Source organism: Stenotrophomonas sp. PD6, from assembly GCF_049199305.1.
Lineage (GTDB): Bacteria > Pseudomonadota > Gammaproteobacteria > Xanthomonadales > Xanthomonadaceae > Stenotrophomonas.
The window spans coordinates 119,141-144,354 of sequence record NZ_JBLZQD010000005.1 but is presented as its reverse complement, the minus strand read 5'-3'; the positions used below and the strand labels follow the sequence as shown (position 1 = coordinate 144,354).

The following is a 25,214-nucleotide window of genomic DNA, read 5'->3' as shown; positions in this document are numbered from 1 at the left end:
CCTGGGTTTTAATCCGCCCCCCCCCCAAAACCACCCCGCGGCGGCGGGCGCCCGCCCCCGCGCCCCGGGCCCCCGCCGGGGGGGTTTGGCGCCCGGGCCCGCCCGCCGGGGGGCACTTTTACGATGGATGCCGACCTTGGCCGGCACGTTCACGGTAGGTGCCGACCGTTGGTCGGCACCCAGGGTTTTCAGTTCAGGGGGGAGGCGTACAACCTTTCCAGCTTCCGCTTCGTATCGAGTTTCTCAAGTTTCATCTGGCCCAGGGTGGAACTCGCTATCGGAAGTACGCCCAGTTCGGCATCCATACACTTCTTGTTCAACTTCTGGTGCCGTTCGTAAAGCGCCTTGAATTCCGGGTCACGCTTGCGGCGTGCGTCGATTTCACTCTGGGGCTGACCTTCAAACATGATGAACCTCCTATCGCGTTTACTGCACAAACAAGAACGCCCCGGCCGGAACGGCACGGGGCGTTGCTTCGGGAGGAGCGCCGGCGTCCACCGCCACCGTTGGCCTGCCCAGACCCACAGCCGGGATAGCCCGGACTGCTGACTGCTCTGGTGCGTGCCCTCGGTACATCGGCCCGGCCCTCCAATCGTCCGGGTCGCGGAAGGCAACCCGGACAATCGACCCTACGCCTGCCCAAGGGCCGGTTCAAGGGTTTCGTTTGAAATCGCCGGTGCGCTCCAGTCGGGGTTCAGGCTGAACACGCACTTCAACGAAATTTAAACAAAAACAGGGGGTTGCGTCATTCGGACGCAGTTACGACCAACGGTCGTGACCTACCACCCATCGCAATGATCGGGCCGTCTCACGGCGCGATGATCACCTCGGCCGACCGCGCCTTGGTCGCCGCCGCCTTCTTGCCGCTGGCCTGCAGGCGGCTGGCGCTGACACCGCCGGCAACCAGCGCATCACGCAGGGCGTCGGCACGCTGCTGCCCTACCCCGGCTGCGGCGTCGTAGGCCTCGATCCGGACCCGGCCCTTCTTGCCGATGTTCAGATACTCGGCCAAGGCCTTCGCCTGGCCCTTGGCACCGCCCGACAGGGCGCCCTTGCCGCTGGCGAAGGCATCGCCACCGAAGGTGAACACTTCGCCGCGGGTGTCGAACTTCGAGCCCGGCAGCTTGCTGCCCGAGACCAGTTCGGCCTCTTCGCGCGCCAGCTTGGCCGCGCTCTGTTGGGCCGCACTCAGCCGCGCGGTCTGCTTGCCGGCCACGCTGGTCAGCGCGGTTTCGGCGTCCTGGCGGGCCAGCGCCTCCTGTTCGGCCGCCAGCCTCAGGCGCTCGGATTCCTCGGCCTGGATCTGGGCCTGGGTGCGCAGGCGCTCGATCTCCTGGCGGGCGCGCTGGGCATCGCGGCGGTTGGCTTCGATCAGCAGGTCGCTGCGGGTGCGCTCCAGGGTGGCCACCTCGCGCTTGGCCAGACCGGCGCGCACGCTGGTCTCGGCGATCTCGACCCGGCGGTCGGCCAGGTAACGGGCCTGGTCCAGGTCGCGGCGCTTGGCCTTGGCCAGCTCGGCCACGGCCTGCTGGGCCTGCAGGCGCTCATAGGCGGCCAGCTCGGTGGTGTCCGGGTTGGCCTGGATCGCCATCAGGCGCTGGGTGAGCTGGGCAACGGCCGGGTCTTCGGCGGCACCGGCCAGCGGGGCAAGCGCCAGGCCGACGGCGAGCAGCAGGGGCGACAGGCGCAGAGCGGTCGTCTTCATCGGCCATTCTCCCCGGCGGCCAGCTGGCGTTCGAGCTGGGTTACCTCGTTGCGGCGCAGCTGCAGCTGGGCGGTCGCGGTGGCTTCCTCGCTGCGGGCCCGGGCCAGGTCGGCGTCGGCGGCCGCGCGCAGGGCCATGCCAGGCGCATTCTTGCGCTCGCGGCGGTCGCCGGCGGCGCGCTGGGCCTGTTCCAGGCCTTGGCGGGCCACGGCGATCAGGTCCGGGGCGTACTGGTCGGCGTCGGCCTGGGTGGCCTTGTCCACGGCTTGGCGGGCCTGCATGAGCTCAAGCGCGCCGTCCTGGGCCAGGGCCGGGCCGGCCAGTGCGAATGCGCACGCCATCACGCAACTCGTCAAAACTACATACGGGGTACGCCGCATTTGTGCGAAGCTAGGATTCATTGGGGGTGCCGTTCGCCTGAAGAAGGTGCGCGGCCATTGTCGGAAGCCTGCGGCGTGCTTGCAATGGCAAGTCGCCGATTGTTGGGGAAACATTTCGCATGGATATCGGCTATTTCCTGAAGCTGATGACCGAAAAGAACGCTTCGGACATGTTCTTGACCACCGGAGCCCCGGTGTACATCAAGATCGAAGGCAAGCTTTACCCGCTGGGCAACACCGGCCTCCCGCCCGGGATGGTCAAGAAAATCGCCTATTCGCTGATGGACGAAGGCCAGGTGCCCCAGTTCGAGCGCGATCTTGAGCTCAACATGGCCATCGCCCTGCCCGACGCGGGACGCTTCCGCGTCAACGTGTTCAAGCAGCGCGGCGAAGTGGGCATGGTGATCCGTGCGATCCGCAGCAAGATTCCCAGCATCGAAGAGCTCAACCTGCCCCAGGTCCTGAAGGACGTCATCATGACCCCGCGCGGGCTGGTGCTGGTGGTGGGCTCGACCGGTTCGGGCAAGTCGACCTCGCTGGCGTCGATGATCGACCACCGCAACAGCACCACGACCGGGCACATCCTCACCATCGAGGACCCGATCGAGTACCTGCACAAGCACAAGATGTCGATCGTGAACCAGCGCGAGGTCGGCCTGGACACCCACGCCTTCCACAACGCGCTGAAGAACGCGATGCGTGAAGCGCCGGACGTGATCCTGATCGGCGAAATCCTGGATGCCGAAACGATGGAGGCTGCCATCGCCTTCGCCGAAACCGGCCACCTGTGCCTGGCCACGCTGCACTCCAACAACGCCGACCAGACCATCGAGCGCATTCTCAACTTCTTCCCCGAGAGCGCGCACCGCAACGTGCTGATGAACCTGTCATTGAACCTGCGCGCGGTGGTGTCCCAGCGCCTGGTCAAGGGCCAGGACGGGCGCCGGCTGCCGGCCACCGAGGTGTTGATCAACACCCCGATGATCCGCGACCTGCTGCGCCGCGGCCAGGTGCACGAGATCAAGGCCGCCATGGAGGCCTCGCTGGAAGAAGGCATGGAGAGCTTCGACCAGTGCCTGTTCCGGATGGCCAAGAGCGGCATCATCGAGCAGGAAGAGGCGCTGCGTGCGGCCGATTCGCGCGATGGCCTGGCCCTGAAGTTCCGCCTTTCCGAAGGCGGCAGCGGCGAGCACGACCCGTATGCGGATTATTCGGCGGCTACGCCGGCCGCGATCACGCACGGGTTTTGATTGACGGGGGTCCGCGCAACCACGCGGACCCGCTGCTTAGTCATCGTTCTTCTGATGTGATCACGAGCGCCGTGCTTGATCGCCCGTTTTATTCCCGCCTTTGTGAACGGCTTTAAAACAATGCCTACGAATGCGATTCCAGAAAGAACGTTGGTTCAACAATTGGACCAATGCACCGTACGAATTGAGAGTAATTCTGGTGCGGTAGGCACCGGATTCTTCTTCGCAGTAGGTCCGGACGGAGGCCCTCCCGTTGAGGGGAAGCCCTTTTCACCGCTAGTAATCACGAACAAGCACGTCATCGACGGCGCTACCTCCATCAAGTTCGTTCTGTCTGCCAGGAATCCGATGGGCCAAGTGCAGCATGTCCCATTCGAATTCCCCGCCTCTGCACTGGATATCACAACGCATCCAAAGGGCATCGATCTAGCGGCATTTAAGATCGTTGGTGCACTCACCAGTCTTCAGCAGCAGTCGCTCGCCGCTGAGATGACGTGGCTTGACGGTAGCATCATTCCCAGCACTGAGACTTTTGCGGAGCTCCCACCACTCTCTGACGTGGTACTAGTTGGGTACCCAACTGGCCTTTGGGACCACATCAACAATCGCCCCATATTTCGCAGGGGCATTACGGCGACCACACCCCACGTCAGGTGGCAAGGCAGGGATGAGTTCCTCATTGATGCCGCAATCTTTGGGGGATCTAGTGGATCACCGGTCTTCGTATACAACGAAGGATCGTACGCATCTAGAGGAGGCATCGTGGTAGGGACGCGCTTACTCTTAATTGGAGTCAACCAAGCTGTGTATGTTCATCATACGACAGGGAGGCTTGAGGCGATTCCCGCACCCAGCGATTTTTCCGTGCAACCCGTGACTGGGATTCCGAACAATCTGGGGATCGCAATTGCAGCCAATCAAATCAAAAGTTTGGTTGACGCAGCGCTGGCCCCGAAGGGTTGGCAGCCCTACCAACTTGCTGGCATCTCATTCAATGCAGCGAAATCTACTTAGCTCTAGGGCGCCGCATATCCATACTGGTCATTTGTTGCCACAACAATTGTGGCTTGTTCTTGCACCTGCAGTGCGCGCTGAAGGGCCCATGAAGCCTCCATCTATCGGCAAGCAAGGGCTTAAGAGCGAGGCCTTCTTCGCGACAGACCGACGAATCGCTTGCGAATCTTCGTAGTACCCGCGCCTGACGGGAGCGGGTACGCCAACTTTAGGTGGCGTCGGCCTGGTTTTCCGGCCGCGCCGCATCGAATGCCGGCAACGCCAAACACGCCTCATCAATCCGCGCCAGCGTCGGATACGGCGTCATGTCCACGTTGAAGCGCCGCGCGTTGTACAGCTGCGGCACCAGGCAGCAGTCGGCCAGGGTCGGGCTGTCGCCGTGGCAGAAGCGCCCCGTCTCGACCGATTCCACCAGCATGCGCTCCATCGCATCGAAGCCCACCCGCATCCAGTGCCGGGTCCAGTCTTCGCGCTCGGGCTGCGGCACGTTCCAGGTGTCACTGAAGAACTGCATCACCCGCAGGTTGTTGAGCGGGTGGATGTCGCACGCCACCAGCTGGGCCAGCGCGCGCACGCGGGCGCGGCCCGGCGCGTCGTCGGGCAGCAGCGGCGGGTCGAGGAACACCTCGTCGAGGTATTCCAGGATCGCCATGGACTGATGCAGCACCCGCTCGCCGTGGCACAGCGTGGGCACCAGTTCCTGCGGGTTGAGTGCCGCATAGCCCTCGCTGTGCTGCTGGCCACCGTCGCGGACCAGATGCACCGGGGTGATCTCGTGCTCCAGCCCCTTCAGGTTCAGGCCGATGCGCACGCGGTAGGCGGCGCTGGAGCGCCAGTAGCTGAACAGCTCGATGCGGTCCGCGGGCACGTTCATGACGGCGCTCAGGGCCGCTGGGCCTGTTCGATGCGCTGTTCGATCGCACCGAAGATGCTGTCACCAGCCGCATCGAACATCTCGATACGGACCACGTCGCCGAAGGACATGAACGGCGTGCTCGGCTTGCCGTCGCGCAGGGTTTCCACGGTGCGCTGTTCGGCGAAGCACGAGGCGCCCTTGCTGGTGTCTTCGTTGGCGATGGTGCCCGAGCCAACGATGGCGCCGGCGCCCAGCGGGCGGGTCTTGGCCGCGTGCGCGACCAGCTGGGCGAAGTTGAACTGCATGTCCACGCCCGCTTCCGGTGCGCCGAACCAGGCGCCGTTGACGTGGGTCACCAGCGGCAGGTGCACCTTGCTGTCCTGCCAGGCCTCGCCCAGTTCGTCGGGGGTGACGAACACCGGCGACAGCGCCGAGCGCGGCTTGGACTGCAGGAAGCCGAAGCCCTTGGCCAGCTCGCCCGGAATCAGGTTGCGCAGCGAGACGTCGTTGACCAGGCCCACCAGCTGGATGTGGCCGGCGGCCTGCTCGGCGGTGACCGCCATCGGCACGTCGTCGGTGATGACCACCAGTTCGGCCTCCAGGTCGATGCCGTACTCCTCGCTGATGACCTTCACCGCATCGCGCGGGCCATGGAAGCCGGCGCTGGTGGCCTGGTACATCAGCGGGTCGGTGTAGAAGCTTTCCGGCACTTCGGCGCCACGGGCGCGGCGCACGCGCTCGACGTGCGGCAGGTAGGCGCTGCCGTCGACGAACTCATAGGAACGCGGCAGCGGCGCGGCGAGCGCCTGCAGGTCGATGTCGAACACGCCGTCGGCGCTGCCGTCATTGAGCGATTCGGAGAGGGCGTTCAGGCGCGGCGCCAGGTGGCTCCAGTCTTCCAGCGCCTGCTGCAGCGTGGCCGCGATCCCGGTGGCGCGCACGCCGTGGCGCAGGTCGCGCGAGACCACGATCAGGGTGCCGTCGCGGCCGCCTTCCTTCAAAGAACCAAGCTTCATGGGTGGGTATCCGGGATCGCAGAAAAATAGGTTTCGAGTGTAACCAAATGCGCGCTCAATCCAAGTCGCATTGCCGCAGAATGAACATAAACCATCCGAATGATGCTGGCGTGGTCGCCTTCCCCCAACCTGAACGGGCGATTTGTTATGCCGGTCCCAGTTCCGCTACAATGCCGGGGTCTGCAGCGGCCGTCCGTTTCCCTTCGGGATCGCCGGCGACCGGGATTTCCGTCCCTCGCCCGCCCCCACTCCGACGCCATTCGTCATGCATTCCAGTCTGCGCACCGCGCCGGCTGCACCCAATTCTCGCAGCGCGGTTTACGGGAACGCTCCGAGTCAGCCGATCACTTTGATCTGCCTCGCGTCCGGCCATTTGGCCTGGCGTTACTTCGTCTTTGGAGCTTCCACCCGATGTCTTTTGAAAACCTGGGCCTTGCCCCGTTCCTGCTGCGCGCGTTGTCCGAGCAGGGCTATGACAACCCCACCCCGATCCAGGAGCAGGCCATTCCGCTCGCCCTGGCCGGTCGCGACCTGCTGGCCGGCGCACAGACCGGTACCGGCAAGACCGCCGCCTTCGGCCTGCCGCTGCTGCAGCACCTGGGCACCAACCCGCAGGCCGTGAACGGCCCGCGCAAGCCGCGTGCGCTGGTGCTGGCCCCGACCCGCGAACTGGCCACCCAGGTGCATGACAGCCTGCGCGGCTACAGCAAGTACCTGCGCATTCCGAGCGCCTGCATCTACGGCGGCGTCGGCATGGGCAACCAGTTCGATGTGCTGCGCCGTGGCGTGGACCTGCTGGTGGCCTGCCCGGGCCGCCTGATCGACCATATCGAGCGCCGCAGCGTCGACCTGTCGGGCATCGAGATCCTGGTGCTGGACGAAGCCGACCGCATGCTCGACATGGGCTTCCTGCCGTCGATCAAGAAGATCCTCGCCAAGCTGCCGCGCCAGAACCGCCAGACCCTGCTGTTCTCGGCCACCTTCGAGGAAAGCATCAAGCAGCTGGCGCTGGAGTTCATGCGCGACCCGGAACAGATCCAGGTCACGCCGAAGAACACCGTGGCCGAGTCCATCACCCACCGCGTGCACCCGGTCGATGGCGCGCGCAAGCGCGAGCTGCTGCTGCACCTGCTGGCCCAGGACAGCCGCGAGCAGACCCTGGTGTTCGGCCGTACCAAGCACGGCTGCGACAAGCTGGCCATGTTCCTGGACAAGTCCGGCATCAAGACCGCGGCCATCCATGGCAACAAGAGCCAGGGCCAGCGCCTGCGTGCGCTGGGTGACTTCAAGGCCGGCCGCGTGACCGTGCTGGTGGCCACCGACATCGCCGCGCGCGGTATCGACATCAACGAACTGCCGAAGGTCATCAACTACGACCTGCCGATGGTGGCCGAGGATTACGTGCACCGCATTGGCCGTACCGGCCGTAATGGTTCCACCGGCCAGGCGATTTCGCTGGTGGCCCAGGACGAGGCCAAGCTGCTGCGCCAGATCGTGCGCCTGCTGGACAAGGACCTGGACATCCGCGATGTGCCGGGCTTCGAGCCGCAGACCCCGATCCGCTGGGGTAACAGCGCGCCGGGCAAGGCGGAAGTGCCGGGTGGCGATCGTACGCCGCGCAAGCACGCCCGCCGTCCGCACGGCGAGGCCCCGCGCCACGCCCATGCCGGTGCCAAGACCGGGGGCGGCCAGCGTGACGGTGCCGGCCGCGGTGCGAGCCGTGGTGCCGGCAACGGTGCCCCGCGCGGCGGTGCGCCGTCGGGCCAGCGCCGTGGCGGTGGCGGCCGCGGCCAGGGCGGCGGTGGCCGTCCGGCCTGATCCGTTCGCGGAGTGAACACTGAAAAGGGCGACGCATTGCGTCGCCCTTTTTTGTTTACCAGCTGTACGCCACGGTCATCCGCGCGTTCCGGCCCGGTTCGCTGTAGCGCCCGATGCCGTCATCGTTGACGTAGCCGTACAGCGTGTTGGTGCCCTTGTTGACGGTACGCACGCGCTGCCACAGGTAGTACTCGCGGTCGGTGAGGTTGTAGATGCCGGCGCTGAGCCGCCACTGTGGGGTGATGTTCCAGCTGCCGTACAGGTCCAGCACGGTGTAACCGTCGGCCTTGTCGACGAACGCCGGGGTGGTGACCGTGCCGTTGGCTGCGGTGGTGTAGGCGTCGTCGGCATGCTTGGCCACCGCATGGGTGACCGCCGCGGTGACGTTCCACACCGGCGACGGCGCGTAGCGCACGCCGAGCACGGCGCTGGCCGGCACGATGCTCTCCAGCGGGTCGCCGTTGCGCTTTTCGCCTTCGCTGTAGGAGGCGGCCAGGCGCGTGGACCACGCATCGCTGATCTGCCAGCGGCCTTCCAGCTCCACGCCCTTCACCGTCACTTCGCCGGCGTTGGTCGGCATGGTGTAGGCGCGCTGGTACAGGATGGGGCCGGTGGCGGTGGTGCGGAAGCCACCGGGGATGGACTGCATCAGATTGCTGTATTCGATGAAGTTGTCGTAGCGGTCGCGGAACACCGACAGGCCCAGCTGTGCGCGCTCGGTGCTCCAGCGGTAGCCCAGCTCCACGTTGAGGCTCTTCTCCGCCGACAGGTCCGGGTTGGACACGGTGTCGTTGAACACCAGCGGCTGCCCGTTCTGCGCGTTGATCAGCGTGGTGGTGCTGGTCGGCGAATACATGTCGGCCACCGACGGCGCGCGGAAGCCGCGGCCCACCTGCGCCCACAGTGCATGGTCCGGCAGGAAGCGGAACTCGGCGCCCACCTGCCAGCTCGGCGAGGCGAACGACACATCGCGCACGGTGCCGGTGCGGTCCACGAAGGTGGCATCCACCTGCGGCGAATAGTCGTAGCGGTCATAACGCGCACCGGCGCTCAGGGTCAGCCGCTCGTCGAACAGGCGCACGCTGTCGCGCACGTACACGTTCCAGTTCTGCACGTCCGTCTTGGGCACCTGGCGTGGATCCACTTCCACGCTGGCTACTGCACCGGCGGCATTCCAGCGGGTGTCCACGGCGGTGAAGTCCACGTCGCGCTGCTGCCAGGCCAGGCCATACACCAGCGCGTGCTGGGCGGCGCCGGTGGCGAACACCTTGGTGAAATCGGCAGCCGCGCGGTCCAGGGTCTGCTTGGTCGCGCGGTTCTCGCTGCGCAGGCAGGGAATGGCGCCGCCCGGGCAACCGCTGCCGGCCAGGATGGTGGTGATGCCGCGGCTGTCGGTGACCTGGCGGTCCAGCTGCGCTTCCAGGGTGTCGAACAGCAGGGTGTTGGCGCCCCACGCGTAGTGCACGCCGTAGCGGTCGCGGTCGTTGCTGTCGTGGCCGCGACGCTCCAGATACCCCGGTGCATACACGCGCGACAGGTTGTCCACGTCGTTGGTGGCGCGGCCGCGTTCGACCATGACGCCCAGCGTGTTGGCATCGTTCAACTGCAGGTCGATCTTGCCCAGCAGGTTGTCGCGGGTGCTGTCGACCGGGTCCGGAGTGCGCCGGCCGACGCCGATACGATCGACGGTGGTGTCGTAGTACGACTCAGTCTCGTGGCCTTCGCGGCGGGTGTAGACCAGCATCGATTCAACGATGCCGGTGCGGTTGGCGACCGTCAAGGTGCCCATCGCCTCATCATTGGCGCCGGAGTAGCCCGCCTTGAAACCGAAATGGGTGTCGTTGCCGGCAGGGGTGAGGTAGTCGGCCGGGTCCTTGGTGGTGAACACCACCGCGCCGCCGAGTGCCCCGCTGCCGGCGCTGATCGAATCGGCCCCCTTCACCACGGCCAGGCTCTTGAGCGTGTCGATGTCCACATCGCCGCGGCCACTGCGGAAGAACTCGTAGGAGCGCGCGGTTTCCACCGACTCGCCCAGGCTCAAACCATCCACGGTGATCGCCACACGGTCGCTTTCCAGGCCGCGGATGTTGAAGCCGTTGTCGCCGAAGCGCCCCATGTCCACGATGCTGACACCGGGGATGTAGCGGATGGCTTCTTCCATGCTGTTGGCCATCTCCGCATCGAGATCGGCGGCGGTGAGCACGGTGACGTTCTGGTTGGCGGAGCTGGACTGGCGCGCGCGTTCGGCCTGCACGCGCACGGTATCAAGGGTGCTGGCGTCGGCGGGGGCTTCGGCATGCGCAGGGGCGGACAGGCAGGCGGCAACCGCCAGCGCGAGCAGGGTGTGGGACGACTTCATGGGGAACTCCGCAGGAAAGAAGGAAAAGGCGGTGGAAGCCGTTCCTGGCTGCGGCGATCAGAAGATCGTGCGGGGCTGGGGGGCGCAGGTAGAGTGCGGTCACGACCGTTGGTCGTGACCCGCCGGGCCGGCTATCGCGCGCGGTTGCCGTTGGCCGAATGCGCGCCGGCGGCCGGCTCGGGATCACGTGCATCGACCACGCCGTCGCCGTTGCTGTCGGCGCGGGTGAACATGCGCTTGCCGGACGCCTGGTACTCGGCGAACGTCATGCGCTTGTCCTTGTCGGTATCCAACGCAGCGAAGCGTACGCGCGCCTGGCGCTCGGCGTCGGCGCGCACGCGGGTGCGCTGCTGGTCCAGGCGGCCTTCGAATTCGGCGGTGTATTCGGCCAGCGACAGCGCCCCGTTGCCATCGGCGTCGGTCGCGGCGAACGTGGCGGCGCGCACCGCGTCGAACTCGGCGCGGTCGACCACGCCATCCTTGTTGGTGTCATAGAGCTCGAGCATGCCGTTGGCGGTATGCGAGGTCGGCATCTTCAGCGGGTCGCGCGAGGTGGCGGCCGCGCTCTCGCGGGTCGCGTCCTGCGATTTTTCGTAGCCCGCCCAGGTGCGTTCGCCGGCGGCATCGTACTCGGCGCGGCTGATCGCACCGTCCTTGTCGCGGTCCAGGGCCTTGAAGCGGGTGTCGGTCTGCTTGAGGTGGCCCGCCCGCGCGGTGGCCAGACGCACGTCGAAGCGCTGCAGGTACTCGTCCACGTACTCCTGCTCGTCCACCGTGCCGTCGTGGTTGCGGTCGGTGTCGGCGTAACGCTGTTTGCGGAACGCCTCGAACTGCGCCCAGCTGACGCTGTCGGCGTCGTCATCGGCGAACTGGGCGAGGAACGCGGCGGCGGTTGGCGAGGCGGTGGCGGCCTTGTCGCCGGCCTGCGCGTGCGCAGCCGGGGCCAGCACCGCCGCCAGCAGGGCAGCGGTGAGCAAGGTGGTCTTCATGGTATTCCCCCTGGAATGGACGCGATTACGGTTCGAGAACGCGGAAGGTGAGCGTGTAGTTGTTGCCGTACTGCGGCGCCGCCGCGCCGGCCGGTGCCGGGCCGCGATAGCGGATCAACGCGAGGTAGGTGCCGCCCTGGTCCAGCGCGAAGCGCGCCTTGCCGGCGATATCGGTGGTCAGCGTGAGCGGGGCCGGTTGGGCGACGCCGTCGCCGAGCGCACGGTGGATCTCAACCTTCTGGTTCGGCAGCGGCTTGCCGTCGTACTGCACCACGAAGTCGAAGTGTTCGCCCCGGTAGAGGTCGTTGGGATGGGTGACCGGAACGAGTTCCAGGCCGGTGCCGTAGGGCGTGAGCGCGGTGGTGGTGGGCGCGCCGGCGGTGAGGTACACCTCTGACCGCGACAGGCTCTGGTAGTGGCTGGTCAGCGTGGCGCCGGCCGGCAACGGCGTGGCCGGGTCGCGGCTGGAGCCGGTCTTGCCGTTGAGTTCCCAGGTGCGGAACACGGCGCCGAGGCGGTTGCCGGTGCTGAAGCGGTAGGTGCCCTTCTGGCCCGGAAGAGTGGTTTCGACCACGGCGCGGGTTTTGAGGCGCTGCACGGTGTCGGGAGCATGCTGCCGGCCGTCCGGGTCGGTGACCACGAACTCGCTGTTGTCGAACACGACTTCGGGGACGAAGAAGGTCTCGGCGAAGCTGGCGTCCAGGGTGACCGTGCTGTCGGGGCGGACCTCGAAGCTGGCCGGGGCCAGGTACGGCGTGTGGGCGACGGCGGGCAGTGCCAGCGCAGCCAGCAGGAGGGCGACAACGGGGCGCAGGGACATGGCGGATGCTCGCGGCACCGGCGGGATGGCCGGCGGGCGACATCGTATTCTTATCGCGAATGATTCGCAATACGGAATTTTCACATGGGGTGTGGTGGGTCGGTTTCCGGGTGGATTCCGCCATCACCGGATGCAGCCACCCGGTAGAGCCACGCCCTGCGTGGCTGTTCCTGGTGCGACGCCGCGATGCCGGATGCCCCGCACAGCCACGCAGGGCGTGGCTCTACGGATGGGGTCATCGCCCCGATGTCGGACATCCCGCTCAGCCACGCAGGGCGTGGCTCTACGGATGGGGTCATCCTCTGGGTTTTGTCGGGTTGAGCAGGTTGCCGAAGAACACGGCGTTCAACAGCAGCCGCTCGGTACCGTGCCAGTACTTGCGGTGCGCCGGATCATCGGCGAACAGCACCACGTTGCCCTGCCCCTGCGGCGACACCAGCAGCCACGCGGCGCCGGCCACGCGGCTGCGGTTGGCCTCGGACAGGTAGCCGTTCACGCGCGGCGCCTCATCGATACGCACCACGGTGGAGAACGCGTTGCGGCTGGGCTTGAAGCTGATCCCGTTTTCCTTGTTGATCGCCAACTGCGTACGCGGCAGGCCGAACCCCAGCGGATGGCTGGTATCCACATCGGCACTGAGGATGTTGCCGCTGACCCGCTCGATCGCGGCGATGTCGCGCTGGTCGCCGAACGCGCGGCGCGCGCCTTCTGGTTCCTTCTCTTCGGCACCCAACACTTCATCGCTTAGCTTCTGCTCGATCGCCCACTTGGCCGCGCTGCCGTAGGTCACCAGCGAACCGCCGGCATTGATCCAGCGCTTGAGCGCGGCCACCGCAGTGGCATCCACACCGGTGTAGGTGCCGCCGGACAACACGAGGGTGGTGTAGCGGTCCAGGTTGACCTTGCCCAGCTGCGCCGGGTCCAGCTTGCTGGCCGGCAGCTGCACCTGCTGGTCGAGCAGGAACCATGCCGAGCCGATCTCGGTGGCGCTCACGCCCTCGCCCATCACCAGCGCCACCGCCGGCTTGCGCAGCGACTTGACGCTGTCGCTGCCCAGGTCGATGCCGCTGCGGCTCTGGCCGCTGGCCAGCGCGTGCACCTGCACCCCGCTGCTACGGGCGATCTCGTCGACGACGGCCAACAGTGCCTCACCGGCCAGTGGCTGCCCGGCAACCGGAATCACCACACTGCCGCGTGCAAACGCCTGCTCACCGGACGCGGTGTCAGCGGTAAACGGCTGGAACGCGGCGCGCGCGAGCACGCCCTTGGCCTGCAGCGCATACAGCGCGCGGCTGGCGTTGTAGTCGCGCCAGTCGAACACATAGGCATAGCCGGCCTGGCCACCACTCACCCCGCCACGCGCGGCCGGCAAGGTGGTGATGCGCTCACCGCCGGCGACACGGCTGCGGCTTCCGGCGAACGCGAGCCCGTAGGCCGGGGCGATCGCATAGGAAGTGCTGCCGTAGAACACGTCGCCCTTGATCGGCGGGGTCTCGGCGAAGATCGAATGCACCAGGCGGAACTGCGGCTGTTCGGTGGGCACCACGTAGGCGCTGCCCGGTTCGAAGCGCTGGCCGTCCACGGTCACCGCCGTGCTCAACGCCTGCACGCTGATCTGGTGCTGCAGCAGCAGGTCGAGCAGGCGCCGGGTCAGGCCCGGATCCTTGGCATCACCGAACACGAACGCCTTCACCGGCTGCTGGCCGGCCTGCTTCAGCGCGGACTGGAAGAATTCCTTCTGCAGCTTCAGCAGTCCATCGCGTTCGGTGACCGCACCGCGCACGGTGCCCAACCCGGTCGCCACCTGGTTGCGGATGGTGAACGGGAAGGTCAGCAGGCCGTTGACCGATTCCTGCACGCGGCCGCGCGAACTGGCCTGCTCGACGGTGACGCCGACCGCGCCGTGGAAGTCCGGATAGGTCGAGCCGTACACGGGCGAGAAGTTGTCGAAGTTCTCCCCGGTGTAGTACAGCGAGCCCAATGCATCCAGCGCCTGCGCGTGGTACTTGGCCAGGGTCTTGTTGAACTCGTAGGACGATGCCGGCAACAGCGGGCTGTGCATGCTCGCCGGGGACGGTTCGAAGTAGTAGGTGCTGTCCTTGCCCATCTCGTGGAAGTCGATCTGGACGTTGGGGTACCACTGGTGGAAGTAGGCGATCTTCGGCCGCGTGTCCTGCTGGGTGAGTGCCAGCCAGTCGCGGTTGAGGTCGGTGAAGTAGTGGTTGGTGCGCCCCTGCGGGAACGGCTCAACGTGTTCCTTGTCGGCCGGGTCGGCCGACGCCGGCGACGACGCATACGCGTTGTGCCAGCTGGCCGCGCGGTCGCGGCCGTCCGGGTTCTGCGCCGGGTCGAACAGCACCACCGCCTGCTGCAGCCACTTCGCGGTATCGGCACTGCGGTTGGCAACCAGATAGTAGGCCGTGAGCAGCGCGGCTTCGCCACTGGAGGTCTCGTTGCCGTGCACGCTGTAGCCCAGCCACACCACCACCGGGCTGTTGCCGGCGGCCGACAGCGGCTGCGCCGGGTCGGCCAGGGTGACGTGCTGGCGGCGCAGCGTTTCCAGCTGCTGCTGGTTCTGCGCCGAGGTGACGGTGGCAATCAACAGCGGCCGGCCTTCGTAGCTGCTGCCGATCTGCTCGACCTTGATCTTGTCCGAGTGCTTGGCCAGTTCGTTGAAGTAGGCCACCAGCTGGTCGTGCCGGGTGTAACGGCTGCCGATCTCGTAGCCCAGGAACTGCTGCGGGGTGGGAATGGCCGGATCGAAATCACCGCCCTGCGGGAAGAAGTAGGCGCTCTGCGCGAACGCCGGCGCGGCCAACAACCACAGCGAACCCACCAGCCAGGTGATGGGACGCGACAAACCACGGAACAAGGACACAGCAAACCCCTCTTAGAAGCGGTAATCGAAGCCGACGGTGAAGTAGCGGCCGCGCAGGTCGTACTGGCTGAAGTCGTACGGCGCGCGGATGCCGGGGAACGAGGCGTCGTACGGCGGCTCTTCGTCGGCAAGGTTCTGGATCTTCGCGTACAGGGTCAGCTTCTCCAGCCCGGTGTAGGCCAGGTAGAGATCGAACTGGCTGTAGGAATCCACCCGGTCCTGCACCGCCGTGGCCGCCGCGCTGGCCTTCTGGTCGTAGCCGCTGGTGTAGTACCAGGTCAGCGCGGTGCGGAAATCGGCATAGGACCAGTCCAGCGTGGTGGTGGCCTTGTTCTTGGGCAGTGTGGCGCCCAGGTTGCTGCCGGCGTAATCCACCAGTGGGCCGCCAACCACGGTGGGACGGCTGTAATCGCGCACGTGGGTGAACGCGGTGGACAGCGCGAAGTCGCCTGCACGCTCGGTCGGGAAGCGCTGGCGCAGTTCCACATCGAAGCCGGAGGTCTTGAGCTCGCTGAGGTTCTGGTAGCGGTTGAACACCGCCAGCAGCTTGCCGCGCTCATCGCGGGTGACCGCGCCCGGCACGTCGTTGGTGACCAGGGTCTGGGTGTTGTTGGTGCCGACCAGGTTCTCCAGTTCGATGCGGTAGTAGTCCACGCTCAAGCTGGTGTTGGTCCACGGCGACAGCACCACGCCCAGGTTGTAGCTCTTGGTGCGCTCCGGCTTGAGGTCGCTGTTGCCGACGGTGAAGAAGGTCGGGTTCTGGCGCGAGCCGGGCACGTCCGGGTCACGCGGATCGATCACGCTGCCGTAGGCGATGCTGGTGCTGTTGGAGTTCTCCGACAGCGACGGCGCGCGGAATCCCTTCGATGCCGCCGCGCGCACCAGCAGGACGTCGAACGGCTGCCAGCGCAGGCTGAGCTTGGGCGAGAACGCGTCGCCGAAATCGCTGTAGTGGTCGGCGCGCGCGGCGGCCTGCAGTTCAAGGCGCTCGGCCAGCGGCACGTTCACTTCGGCGTAGGCGGCGGTGACCTTGCGCTCGCCATGCACTTCGGCGATGGCCGGGCGGATCTGCAGGCCGGCATCGATCTGCCACGGGTTTTCCGAATCCAGCTTCTCGCGGCGCCATTCCAGCCCGGCGGCGAAGCCGATCGGACCAGCCCAGGTGCTGCCCAGACCGCCGGAGATCTTGGCGTCCACGCCCTGCAGTACCGACTCGGCCGGGCGCAGGGTGCTCAGGTTGATGCCATCGATCACCGACTGCGGGGTGGCCGAGGGATTGAGCAGGTTGTAGCTGCCGGTGGCCAGCGCATCGGCCAGGGTCCAGCGGTTGGCGAAGCCGCCGGAGACGGTTTCGCGCTCACTGCTGCGTGCGCCGAACGCGCCCACTTCCCAATCCCAGTCCTGCAGGCTGCCGCGCAGGCCGAACACGCCGCGGTACGCGGTGGAGCGATTGGTCTTGATGGTGGGGCCGAGGTTGAAGAAGGTGTACTCGATCGGGATCGCGCGGCCATACGGGTTGAACGGGCTGCTCGCCGGCAGGTTGGACGACACCGGCTCGGCCAGGCCGGTATCGGCGTTGAGTGCGAAGCGGCCGCTTTCCAGGGTGAAGAACGGGCTGCTGCCGAACCACGACACGCCCTTGATCTCGCTGTAGATCACTTCGCCGAAGGCTTCCACGTTGTCATTCACCTTGAAGGTGCCGTTGACGTAGGCCTGGTAGCGCTTGGTGGACGGAATGAGCGTGGTGTACGGGGCGAGGTTGTAACCGCAGGTGTTGCCCGGCAGGCCATCGATCGGCGCGCTGGCCACCAGCGTGGTGTTTTCCGGGCACTGGCCGTTGGCGTCCAGCATCGGCACCGAGGTGCCGTTGACCAGGAAGCGCGCGCCCTTGGCCGACCAGCCGTTCCAGCGGCCACCGGGCTGGTCGGTGTAGATGCCGGACTTGGTGAGGTCGCGCTGGTCCTGGTCCAGGCGCTCGCGGTTGTAGCCTTCCAGGCTGACCAGGATGTTGTAGCCGTCGGTGTCGAGATCGCCGATGCCGCCGATGAACTTCAGGTTCTGTTCGTCCAGCCCACCCTGGTCGGAGGTGCCGGCACTGGCGCCGAGATCGGCGCCCTGGAAGTTCTGCCGGGTGATGATGTTGACCACGCCGGCCACGGCATCGGAACCGTAGACGGCAGACGCGCCGTCCTTGAGCACTTCGATGCGCTCGACGGCGACCATCGGCAGCGCGTTGAGGTTGACGAAGGTGTCGGACAGGCCGCCGGCCGGGAAGCCGTAGTTGGCCAGGCGGCGACCATTGAGCAGCACCAGCGTGTTCTTCTGCGACAGGCCGCGCAGGCCGATGCCGGCCGAACCGGAGGCCCAACCGTTGTTGGTGGTCTCGTTGTTGGCGTTGCCGGTGTTGGCCGAGATCGAGCGCAGCAGGTCGGCCACGGTGGCCTTGCCGGTCGCTTCGATCTCCTGCCGGCCGATCACCTGCACGGGATTGGCGGTCTCGGTGTCGGTACGCTTGATGTTGGAACCGGTGACGCGCACGGCCGCCAGGGTGGTGCTGTCGCGGCTGGCGGAGGCGTCGGGGCTGGCATCGGGGCCGGCGGCGGTGTCGAGGGCAAACGCGGACAAAGGCGTAGCCAGAGCGGCGGAAAGGGCCGCCACAAGAAGGGTGTGCTTGGGCATGAACTCTATGGGGGTGGTGGACGACGAGTTCCGCAGTAGTCCATGCCGGGCCCTTAACGAGCCAATAACATCGCTTCATGCGGATATAACGAAAAGTAACATCTCTTCATCCGGATGGATATGTTTTCGTTGGATGGCCGTACAATGCGCCCATGGAAATCTTCAAAATCTTTACCCTCGAAGCGGCCCACCACCTGCCCAACGTGCCGGCGGGCCACAAGTGCGCGCGCCTGCATGGCCACTCGTTCCGGGTGGAGCTGAAGGTGGAGGGCGAGCCGGGCGAACGCAGCGGCTGGATCATGGATTTCGGCGACGTCAAAGCGGCGTTCCAGCCGATCTACGACCGCCTGGACCACCACTATCTCAACGACATCCCCGGCTTGGAGAACCCGACCAGCGAACGCCTGGCGATCTGGATCTGGAACGAGCTCAAGCCCGCGCTGCCGGCGCTGAGCGAGGTGACGGTGCACGAGACCTGCACCTCCGGCTGCCGCTACCGCGGCTGAGCGCCAGCGCCAACCGGTTGTTCCTGAACGGTTTTACGTGAATCCAGACCATTTCGGCAATTTGTTGTTGCAATGCACCACGATCGGCGTATGCTGCATTGCATCAAACGGAATTTGCGTGGGTCCCTCCCCCCACGCAATCCCAAGACCCGACAGAACCCTCCCTCTGTCGGGTCTTTTTTTTGCCCGCTACCGCGCCAACGGCCGCACGATGTTCACCAGGCTCAGCAGCGTCTTGCCCGGTTCCTCCCACGGCACCATGTGCGCCGAATGCTCGAACCACACGCCCTGCTTGAACGGTGCATCTACGTTGTTCAACCAACGCTCGGTCGGTGCGGTCGGGGTGGTGTAGTCGTGCCGGCCCATGAACATCACCACCGGAATCGGGAAGCGGGTGATGGGAGTGAAGTCCACTTTCAGCATCTGCGGCAGCAACGGCCCCAGCGACAGCACGCTGCCCTTGTCGATGTTGCAGCGGTCCGCATCCGTGTAGTCGGGTGAGAGTTTTGCCGCCCCGAAGTAGTATTTCGAGTCATCCCTGTATGCCGTCAGCCCGCCGTAGTACTGCGGCCAGGTGCGCGCGGTGATGATCCGCTCGCGCGTGATCGGCGTGTTGCCCGGGTACGGCGCGATGGCCTCCAGTTCGGCGATGGCCTGGGTGTTGCCGTGCGCCCTGGCCTGCGCCAGCCCGTACTCGAAACTGATCTTCTCGTTCTCCACCTGGTTGATGATCTGCCCGATGCCCACGTAGGCGTGGAACAGATCCGGGCGCTTCAGCGCCGCCTGCATCGCCACGATGGTGCCCCAGCTGTGCGCCATCAGAATCACCTTGCGCTGGCCCAGGTGGGCGCGCAGGTGCTCGGCCACCTCGATGGCATCGTCCACGTAGCGGTCAATGGTCAGCGTCGGCGCGATGGTCTCCGGCGGCGCCTCCGCGTAGGTCTTGCCGGCACCGCGCTGGTCCCAGTCCACCACCGTGAAGTATTCCTCCAGCGGCCGCTGGAACTGCCACAGGCTCGGCGTCACCGGGCTGGCCGGGCCGCCATGCACGAACAGGATGACCGGGTTGGCGCGGTCCTCGCCGTGGATGGTCAGCCACTGCGGCACGCCGCCGATCGGCGTTGCGTACTGCTCCTGGATGCCATTGGGCGTGCTGATCCGCTGCAGGTCGCGCACCACGGCGCGTGCCGGTTCCAGTGCCGCGGTGTCCGGGCAGACCTCCGCGGCCGCGGCGCTCCACGACATACCCAACGCAAGCAGCAGCGACACTACGCCGCGAAGGCGGCCATGAGAACCCGGTGCGATTGCCATGTGCTCACTCCTCGCTGGTGTCTAAAGCATTACAGCCAGTTGGTCTCCGCTACCCCAGTGCCGGTTGTCGCCATGACATTGGGCAGGGGACCGTCAGGTAGCCCGCGCCGCCGGCAGCGAGAACACGAACAACGCACCTTCGCGGCTGTCCAGCAGCTGGATCTCGCGCTGGTGCAGCTGCAGGATGCGATGCACGATCAACAGGCCCAGCCCGCCACTGTCCGGCCGCTGGCTGCCGAATGCCGGCGGCGTGTGGAACAGGTCCTCGCGCCGCGCCGGCGGGATGCCCGGCCCGGTATCGGCCACGCTGACCTGCACCTCGCCCTGCGCCGCCTGCAGCGTCACCGTGATGCGGCCGCCTTCCGGTGTGTGCCGGATCGCGTTGTCCAGCAGGTTGGTGAGCACCCGCTCGATCAGCGCCAGGTCCGCGTCCACCACCGGCAGCCCGGGCGGAATCTGCGCCGCCAGCGTCTGCCGGCGCGCCTGCGCGGCCAGCTCGAATTTCTGGAAGACGTCCTGGACCAGGTCCGGCAGGGAGAATACCTGCCGGTCCAGCACCACCCCGCCGTGCTCCAGCCGCGCCAGCTCGAACAGCGCCTGCGCCAGGCGGCCCACCTTGTGGCTCTGCGACAGCGCGATGGCCAGGTAGCGCTGGCGCTCCTCTGCGCTCAGCGCGGCGTCTTTGAGCGCCAGCGTTTCCAGGTAACCGTGCAACGACGACAGCGGCGTGCGCAGGTCATGCGAGATGTTGGCCACCAGTTCGCGGCGCTGCAGGTCCTGCTGGCGCAGCTGCTGCCACTGTTCGCCCAGGCGCTGGCCCATGTGCCCGAAGCTGTGCTGCAGGATCGCCAGTTCGTCGCGCTCACCTTCGCGCAGCGGCGTGGGCGGCACGGCCTGTGCCGGCGCGGCCGCGTCCACATCGAACGACTGCACCCGCCGGGTAAGTTGGCGCAGCGGCCGGGTGACCCAGCGGAACGCCACCGCGCCGGCCAGCAGCCCGATCGCCGCCACGATCGCCAGCGACCACAGCGTGGTGCGCAGCGTGGCGTTGGCCGCGATGTTGGCCGCCAGCGCCTCGCGCTGTTCGCCCACCAGCACCACGTAGATGTAGCCGGCCTGGCGCCCCTGCACGAACAGCGGCGCGGCGTTGAACACCTTGCGGCCGTTGGCGCTGCGCGGGTCGTCGCCCAGGATCGGCAGCGGCTCGTCGCGCAGCAGCGCCTGCACCGGCGCCAGATCCACGCGGTCGCGCTTGAGGTGGCCGGTGGGTGCGTCGTGGCCGAGGATGCGGCCCTGGTCGTCCAGCAGGTACACCTCGACACTGGGATTGACCGCCATCAGCTTGCCGAACAGCGCACGCACTTCGCCGTTGCGCATGCCCGCGCCGTCCATCAGTTCGCCACTGCGCGCGATGTGCTCGGCCAGCCCGCGCGACAACCGCTGCACGGTCTCCTGCTCGTGAACCGCGGTGCTGCGCATCTGGATCCACATCAGCGCGCCGCAGCACACCAGCAGCAGCGCGAAGAAGGCCACGGACAACCGCTGCGACAGCGTCAGGCGGATCATGCCGGCGCGCCTTCGCTGCCATCGACCAGCTTGTAGCCGCGGCCCCACACCGTCTGGATGCGCTGCGGCGAGGCCGGGTCGCGTTCGATCTTGTTGCGCAGGCGATTGATGTGGGTGTTGACCGTATGTTCGTAGCCGTCGTGCTGGTAGCCCCACACCTGGTTGAGCAGGTCCATGCGCGAGTAGACCTGGCCGGGATGGCGCGCGAAGAAGTACAGCAGGTCGAATTCGCGCGGGGTCAGTTCCAGCGCGCGCCCTTCCACCTGTGCGGTGCGGGCCACCGGGTCGATGCGCAACCCGGCCACGGCCAGCTCGCCGGCGTCGATGCGCGCGTTCTGCGCCATTGCCTCCACGCGTCGCAGCAGCGCTTTTACCCGTGCCACCAGCTCCAGCATGGAGAAGGGCTTGGCCAGGTAGTCATCGGCGCCCAGTTCGAGGCCCAGGATGCGGTGCACCTCGCTGGCCCGGGCGCTGGTGATGATGATCGGCGTGTAGCGCGCCATGCCGCGTGCGCGCCGGCAGATTTCCAGGCCGTCCACGCCGGGCAGCATCAGGTCGAGCACCAGCGCGCTCCACGGCTGTGCTTCCAGCAGGGCCAGGCCCTCGTCGCCGGTGGCCGCGTGGGTGACCTCATAGCCTTCGTCGCGCAGGTGCATGCGCAGCAGGTTGGCGATGTGCACATCGTCTTCGACGATCAGGACGCGCTTGGCACTGCTCATTGGCACGGTGACGGGCAGCAGGAAAGTGATCGCATTGTGGCCAGATCCGGACCTGAATGTGTCACGGAAAATTTAACCCTGCGTGAGGATTCGTTGACCGGCCCGGGCGCAGCATGGCCCCATCGTATCCAGACCGGGAGATCGCCATGCGTTGTACCCGTCGCAGACTGCTCGGCATGGGCGCCATCGGCGCCGCTGCCGGCCTGTTCGGCCTGACCGCCTGCAGTGGCCCGGCGCCCGCCGCGCCGGCCCCCACGCGCCGCTTCGAAGTGATGCGCACCGACGCGCAATGGCGCGAACAGCTCAGCCCGGCGCAGTACGCCGTGCTGCGCCAGCAGAGCACCGAACGCCCCTTCAGCAGCCCCCTCAACAAGGAGCACCGGCGCGGCACCTTCACCTGCGCCGGCTGTGCGCTGCCGCTGTTCTCTTCGTCCACGAAGTTCGACAGCGGCACCGGCTGGCCGAGCTTCTGGGCACCGCTGCATGACGCGGTCGCCGAGGACCGCGATACCACGCTGGGCATGCTGCGCGTGGAGGCGCACTGCCGGCGCTGCGGCGGCCACCTCGGGCACGTGTTCGACGACGGCCCGCGCCCGACCGGACTGCGCTACTGCATGAACGGCGTGGCGATGCAATTCACGCCGGCGTGAAACGCCGCACCACCGTAGCACCGGGCTCCACACCACCGTAGCGCCGGGCTCCACACCACCGTAGCGCCGGGCTCTGCCCGGCAGGCGTTCCGTACCCTCCATCGTCATTGAAAGGATTTCTCCATGTTCCTGCTTGTGTTGGCCTACCTGGGCGGCGTACTGACCATCCTCAGCCCCTGCATCCTGCCGGTGCTGCCGTTCGTGTTCGCGCGCTCCGACCGTCCGTTCCTGCGCAGCGGCCTGCCGCTGTTGATCGGCATGGCGCTGATGTTCGCGGTCGTCGCGAGCCTCGCGGCGGTGGGCAGCCAGTGGGTGGCGCAGGCCAACCAGATCGGGCGCTGGATCGCGCTGGTGGTGATGGCCCTGTTCGCGCTGGCGCTGCTCTGGCCGGCGCTGGCCAACCGCCTGCTGTCGCCGTTCCAGCGGCTGGGCGCACGGTTGAGCGCATCGGCCGATGCGGCCACCGACGCCGGCCGCGGCGGCGTGGGCACCTCGCTGCTGATCGGCGTGGCCACCGGCCTGCTGTGGGCACCGTGCGCGGGCCCGATCCTCGGGCTGATCCTCACCGGCGCCGCGCTGCAGGGCGCCAGTGTGGGCACCAGCGGGCTGCTGCTGGCCTACGCGCTGGGCGCGGCGACATCGCTGGGCTTGGCGATCTGGATCGGCGGGCGCGTGTTCAACGCGCTCAAGCAGCGCATGGGCACGGGTGAGTGGATCCGCCGCGCACTCGGCATCGCCGCGCTGCTGGCGGTGGTGGCCATTGCCATGGGCTGGGACACCGGCGTGCTGACCCGCTTGTCGTCGGTGAGCACCGCGCGGCTGGAGCAGGGTCTGCTGGACGCCCTGCCCGGCCAGGAACCCGCGGCCGGCAGCGCCATGATGATGGCGGCCAATGTCCCGGCCGGGGCGCCGTTGCCGGTGGAAGGCACGCTGCCCTCGCTGGCAGGCGCCACCGGTTGGCTCAACAGCCCGCCGCTGACCGCCGAAGCGCTGCGTGGCAAGGTGGTGCTGGTCGATTTCTGGACCTACTCCTGCATCAACTGCCTGCGCGCATTGCCCTATGTGCGCGAGTGGCAGCAGCGCTACGGCGACCACGGCTTGGTGGTGATCGGCGTGCACGCACCGGAATTCGCCTTCGAACGCGACCTGGGCAATGTGCAGCGCGCGGTGAAGGATCTGAAGATCACCTACCCGGTGGCGATCGACAACGACTTCGCGATCTGGCGCGGCTTCAACAACCGTTACTGGCCCGCGCACTACTTCATCGACGCCGAAGGGCGCATCCGCGCCCATCACTTCGGCGAAGGCAACTACGCGCAGTCCGAACAGATCATCCGCCAGCTGTTGCGTGAGGCCGGCCATGCGCTGCCGGACGAACCGGCCCAGGCGATGGCGATGCAGGCCGCCGCCCCGCGCGACGGGGTGGAGCTGCAGGCCGACATGCGCAACCTCAAGTCGCCGGAGACCTACCTGGGCCACGCGCGGGCGGAGAACTTCGCCTCGCCGGGCGGGCAGCGCAACGACCAGCCGGCCGACTACACCGTGCCGACGACGATGGCCTTGAATCAATGGGCGCTGGGCGGGCGCTGGACGGTAGGCAACGAATACGCGCAGCTGCAGCAGGCCGGCGGCCGCATCGCCTACCGCTTCCATGCCCGCGACCTGCACCTGGTGCTGGCGCCGGATGCAGACGGCAAGCCCGTGCGTTTCCGCGTGCGCATTGATGGCCAGGCACCGGGTGCGGCGGCGGGCGGCGACGTGGCGCCCGACGGCAGCGGCACGGTGGACGAACACCGGCTGTACCAGTTGATCCGCCAGTCCGGCGAGGTTGGCGAACGCACCTTCGAGATCGAATTCCTCGACCCGGGCGTGCACGCCTACGCCTTCACCTTCGGTTGAACCAGGAGACGCAGATGCGAGTTTCACTCGACAAACTGGTGGCCGGCGGCATTGCCGCCGCGATCGCCGCCCTGATCGTCGGCGGGGTGTTCAGCCTGGAGGGGCCCGCGCACGCGGCCGCCGCCGAGGCGGTCGTCGCGGTGCCGGCGCCCACCGGCCCCGCCAACCCGGCGCTGCCCGGCAAGCGCGCGCAGGTGGTGTTCGCCGGCGGCTGCTTCTGGGGCGTGCAGGGCGTGTTCCAGCACCTCAAGGGCGTGGACAACGCGGTGTCCGGCTACATCGGCGGCAGCCGTGCCGACGCCAGCTACGACCGCGTGAGCGGTGGTGGCACGGGTCATGCCGAGGCCGTGCAGGTCACCTACGACCCCAGCCAGGTGAGCTACGGCCAGCTGATGCAGGTGTTCTTCTCGGTGGCGCACGACCCGACCCAGCTCAACCGCCAGGGCCCGGATCGCGGCACGCAGTATCGTTCGGCGGTGTATGCCGACGATGCCGTGCAGCGGGATGCCACCCGCGCCTACATCGCGCAGCTGCAGAAGGCGCGCGTGTATGCGGCGCCGGTGGTGACGACGGTGGACGGTGGCAAGCCGTTCGTGGCGGCGGAGGGCTATCACCAGAACTACCTGACCCTGCATCCGGAGTCGCTGTACATCCGCATCAACGACCAGCCGAAGGTGGCGGCGCTGCAGCGGATGTACCCGCAGTTGTACCGGGAGAAGCCGCGGTTGGTGTCGACGTTGTCGGCGCGGTGAGCGGAAACGACGGGGTAGAGCCGACTGTTAGTCGGCTGCTCCTGGCG

20 protein-coding genes are annotated in these 25,214 nt (G+C 67.1%); 7 read left to right on the top strand and 13 right to left on the bottom strand.

The window, feature by feature from the left end:
- Positions 1-188: 188 nt before the first annotated feature.
- From ACOZHM_RS10085 to ACOZHM_RS10075, 3 genes are all read right to left on the bottom strand, one after another.
- Complete coding sequence (locus tag ACOZHM_RS10085) at positions 189-407, bottom strand: YdcH family protein (RefSeq protein ID WP_421569117.1); 219 nt, start codon at positions 405-407, stop codon at positions 189-191.
- Positions 408-808: 401 nt separating this feature from the next.
- Entirely contained in the window at positions 809-1,705 is an 897-nt protein-coding gene (locus ACOZHM_RS10080; RefSeq protein WP_421569116.1) for a hypothetical protein, read from the bottom strand.
- Positions 1,702-2,106 (bottom strand): DUF4398 domain-containing protein, encoded by a 405-nt coding sequence (locus tag ACOZHM_RS10075; RefSeq protein WP_421569115.1) that lies wholly within the window; start codon positions 2,104-2,106, stop codon positions 1,702-1,704. Before ACOZHM_RS10075 ends, ACOZHM_RS10080 begins: the two co-directional genes overlap by 4 nt.
- Positions 2,107-2,204: 98 nt before the next feature.
- Between ACOZHM_RS10075 and ACOZHM_RS10070 the strand changes: the two genes are divergently transcribed.
- Complete coding sequence (locus ACOZHM_RS10070) at positions 2,205-3,335, top strand: PilT/PilU family type 4a pilus ATPase (RefSeq protein ID WP_421569114.1); 1,131 nt, start codon at positions 2,205-2,207, stop codon at positions 3,333-3,335.
- Positions 3,336-3,410: 75 nt separating this feature from the next.
- Positions 3,411-4,349: a S1 family peptidase gene (locus ACOZHM_RS10065; RefSeq protein WP_421569113.1), complete on the top strand. Its 939-nt coding sequence runs from the start codon at positions 3,411-3,413 to the stop codon at positions 4,347-4,349.
- A gap of 208 nt (positions 4,350-4,557) precedes the next feature.
- Here ACOZHM_RS10065 and maiA read toward each other — a convergent pair whose 3' ends face one another.
- Complete coding sequence (gene maiA / locus ACOZHM_RS10060; protein ID WP_421569112.1) at positions 4,558-5,223, bottom strand: maleylacetoacetate isomerase; 666 nt, start codon at positions 5,221-5,223, stop codon at positions 4,558-4,560.
- A gap of 8 nt (positions 5,224-5,231) precedes the next feature.
- Positions 5,232-6,221, bottom strand: coding sequence for a fumarylacetoacetate hydrolase family protein (locus ACOZHM_RS10055; protein ID WP_421569111.1), 990 nt, complete (start codon positions 6,219-6,221; stop codon positions 5,232-5,234).
- 411 nt (positions 6,222-6,632) lie between these two features.
- Between ACOZHM_RS10055 and ACOZHM_RS10050 the strand changes: the two genes are divergently transcribed.
- Positions 6,633-8,039 carry a DEAD/DEAH box helicase gene (locus ACOZHM_RS10050; RefSeq protein WP_421569110.1) on the top strand — a complete coding sequence of 469 codons (1,407 nt, stop codon included), beginning with the start codon at positions 6,633-6,635 and terminating at the stop codon, positions 8,037-8,039.
- A 55-nt stretch (positions 8,040-8,094) separates the two neighbouring features.
- Here ACOZHM_RS10050 and ACOZHM_RS10045 read toward each other — a convergent pair whose 3' ends face one another.
- The 5 genes from ACOZHM_RS10045 to ACOZHM_RS10025 all read right to left on the bottom strand — a co-directional run bounded on the left by ACOZHM_RS10045 (position 8,095) and on the right by ACOZHM_RS10025 (position 17,764).
- A complete protein-coding gene (locus ACOZHM_RS10045; protein ID WP_421569109.1) occupies positions 8,095-10,398 on the bottom strand; it encodes a TonB-dependent hemoglobin/transferrin/lactoferrin family receptor in 2,304 nt (767 codons plus the stop codon).
- Positions 10,399-10,529: 131 nt separating this feature from the next.
- On the bottom strand, positions 10,530-11,387 hold the full coding sequence (locus ACOZHM_RS10040; protein ID WP_421569108.1) for an EF-hand domain-containing protein: 858 nt from the start codon (positions 11,385-11,387) through the stop codon (positions 10,530-10,532).
- 25 nt (positions 11,388-11,412) lie between these two features.
- Complete coding sequence (locus ACOZHM_RS10035; protein ID WP_421569107.1) at positions 11,413-12,207, bottom strand: DUF4198 domain-containing protein; 795 nt, start codon at positions 12,205-12,207, stop codon at positions 11,413-11,415.
- A 295-nt stretch (positions 12,208-12,502) separates the two neighbouring features.
- A complete protein-coding gene (locus ACOZHM_RS10030; RefSeq protein WP_421569106.1) occupies positions 12,503-15,067 on the bottom strand; it encodes a M14 family zinc carboxypeptidase in 2,565 nt (854 codons plus the stop codon).
- 30 nt (positions 15,068-15,097) lie between these two features.
- Positions 15,098-17,764 carry a TonB-dependent receptor plug domain-containing protein gene (locus ACOZHM_RS10025; RefSeq protein ID WP_421569105.1) on the bottom strand — a complete coding sequence of 889 codons (2,667 nt, stop codon included), beginning with the start codon at positions 17,762-17,764 and terminating at the stop codon, positions 15,098-15,100.
- A gap of 152 nt (positions 17,765-17,916) precedes the next feature.
- On the opposite strand from ACOZHM_RS10025, the gene queD reads away from it, so the two are divergent.
- Complete coding sequence (gene queD, locus ACOZHM_RS10020) at positions 17,917-18,270, top strand: 6-carboxytetrahydropterin synthase QueD (protein ID WP_421569104.1); 354 nt, start codon at positions 17,917-17,919, stop codon at positions 18,268-18,270.
- Positions 18,271-18,459: 189 nt separating this feature from the next.
- Here queD and ACOZHM_RS10015 read toward each other — a convergent pair whose 3' ends face one another.
- The 3 genes from ACOZHM_RS10015 to ACOZHM_RS10005 all read right to left on the bottom strand — a co-directional run bounded on the left by ACOZHM_RS10015 (position 18,460) and on the right by ACOZHM_RS10005 (position 21,866).
- Positions 18,460-19,581, bottom strand: coding sequence for an alpha/beta fold hydrolase (locus ACOZHM_RS10015; RefSeq protein WP_421569103.1), 1,122 nt, complete (start codon positions 19,579-19,581; stop codon positions 18,460-18,462).
- 93 nt (positions 19,582-19,674) lie between these two features.
- Positions 19,675-21,147, bottom strand: coding sequence for a sensor histidine kinase (locus tag ACOZHM_RS10010; RefSeq protein ID WP_421569102.1), 1,473 nt, complete (start codon positions 21,145-21,147; stop codon positions 19,675-19,677).
- A complete protein-coding gene (locus ACOZHM_RS10005) occupies positions 21,144-21,866 on the bottom strand; it encodes a response regulator transcription factor (protein WP_421569101.1) in 723 nt (240 codons plus the stop codon). The genes ACOZHM_RS10010 and ACOZHM_RS10005 overlap by 4 nt, the downstream gene beginning before the upstream one ends.
- 146 nt (positions 21,867-22,012) lie before the next feature.
- Here ACOZHM_RS10005 and msrB point away from each other — a divergent pair, with 146 nt between their 5' ends.
- The 3 genes from msrB to msrA all read left to right on the top strand — a co-directional run bounded on the left by msrB (position 22,013) and on the right by msrA (position 25,167).
- Positions 22,013-22,516: a peptide-methionine (R)-S-oxide reductase MsrB gene (gene msrB, locus ACOZHM_RS10000; RefSeq protein ID WP_421569100.1), complete on the top strand. Its 504-nt coding sequence runs from the start codon at positions 22,013-22,015 to the stop codon at positions 22,514-22,516.
- A gap of 123 nt (positions 22,517-22,639) precedes the next feature.
- Positions 22,640-24,415, top strand: coding sequence for a cytochrome c biogenesis protein DipZ (locus ACOZHM_RS09995; protein WP_421569099.1), 1,776 nt, complete (start codon positions 22,640-22,642; stop codon positions 24,413-24,415).
- A gap of 14 nt (positions 24,416-24,429) precedes the next feature.
- Positions 24,430-25,167, top strand: coding sequence for a peptide-methionine (S)-S-oxide reductase MsrA (gene msrA, locus ACOZHM_RS09990; protein WP_421569098.1), 738 nt, complete (start codon positions 24,430-24,432; stop codon positions 25,165-25,167).
- Positions 25,168-25,214 lie beyond the last annotated feature (47 nt).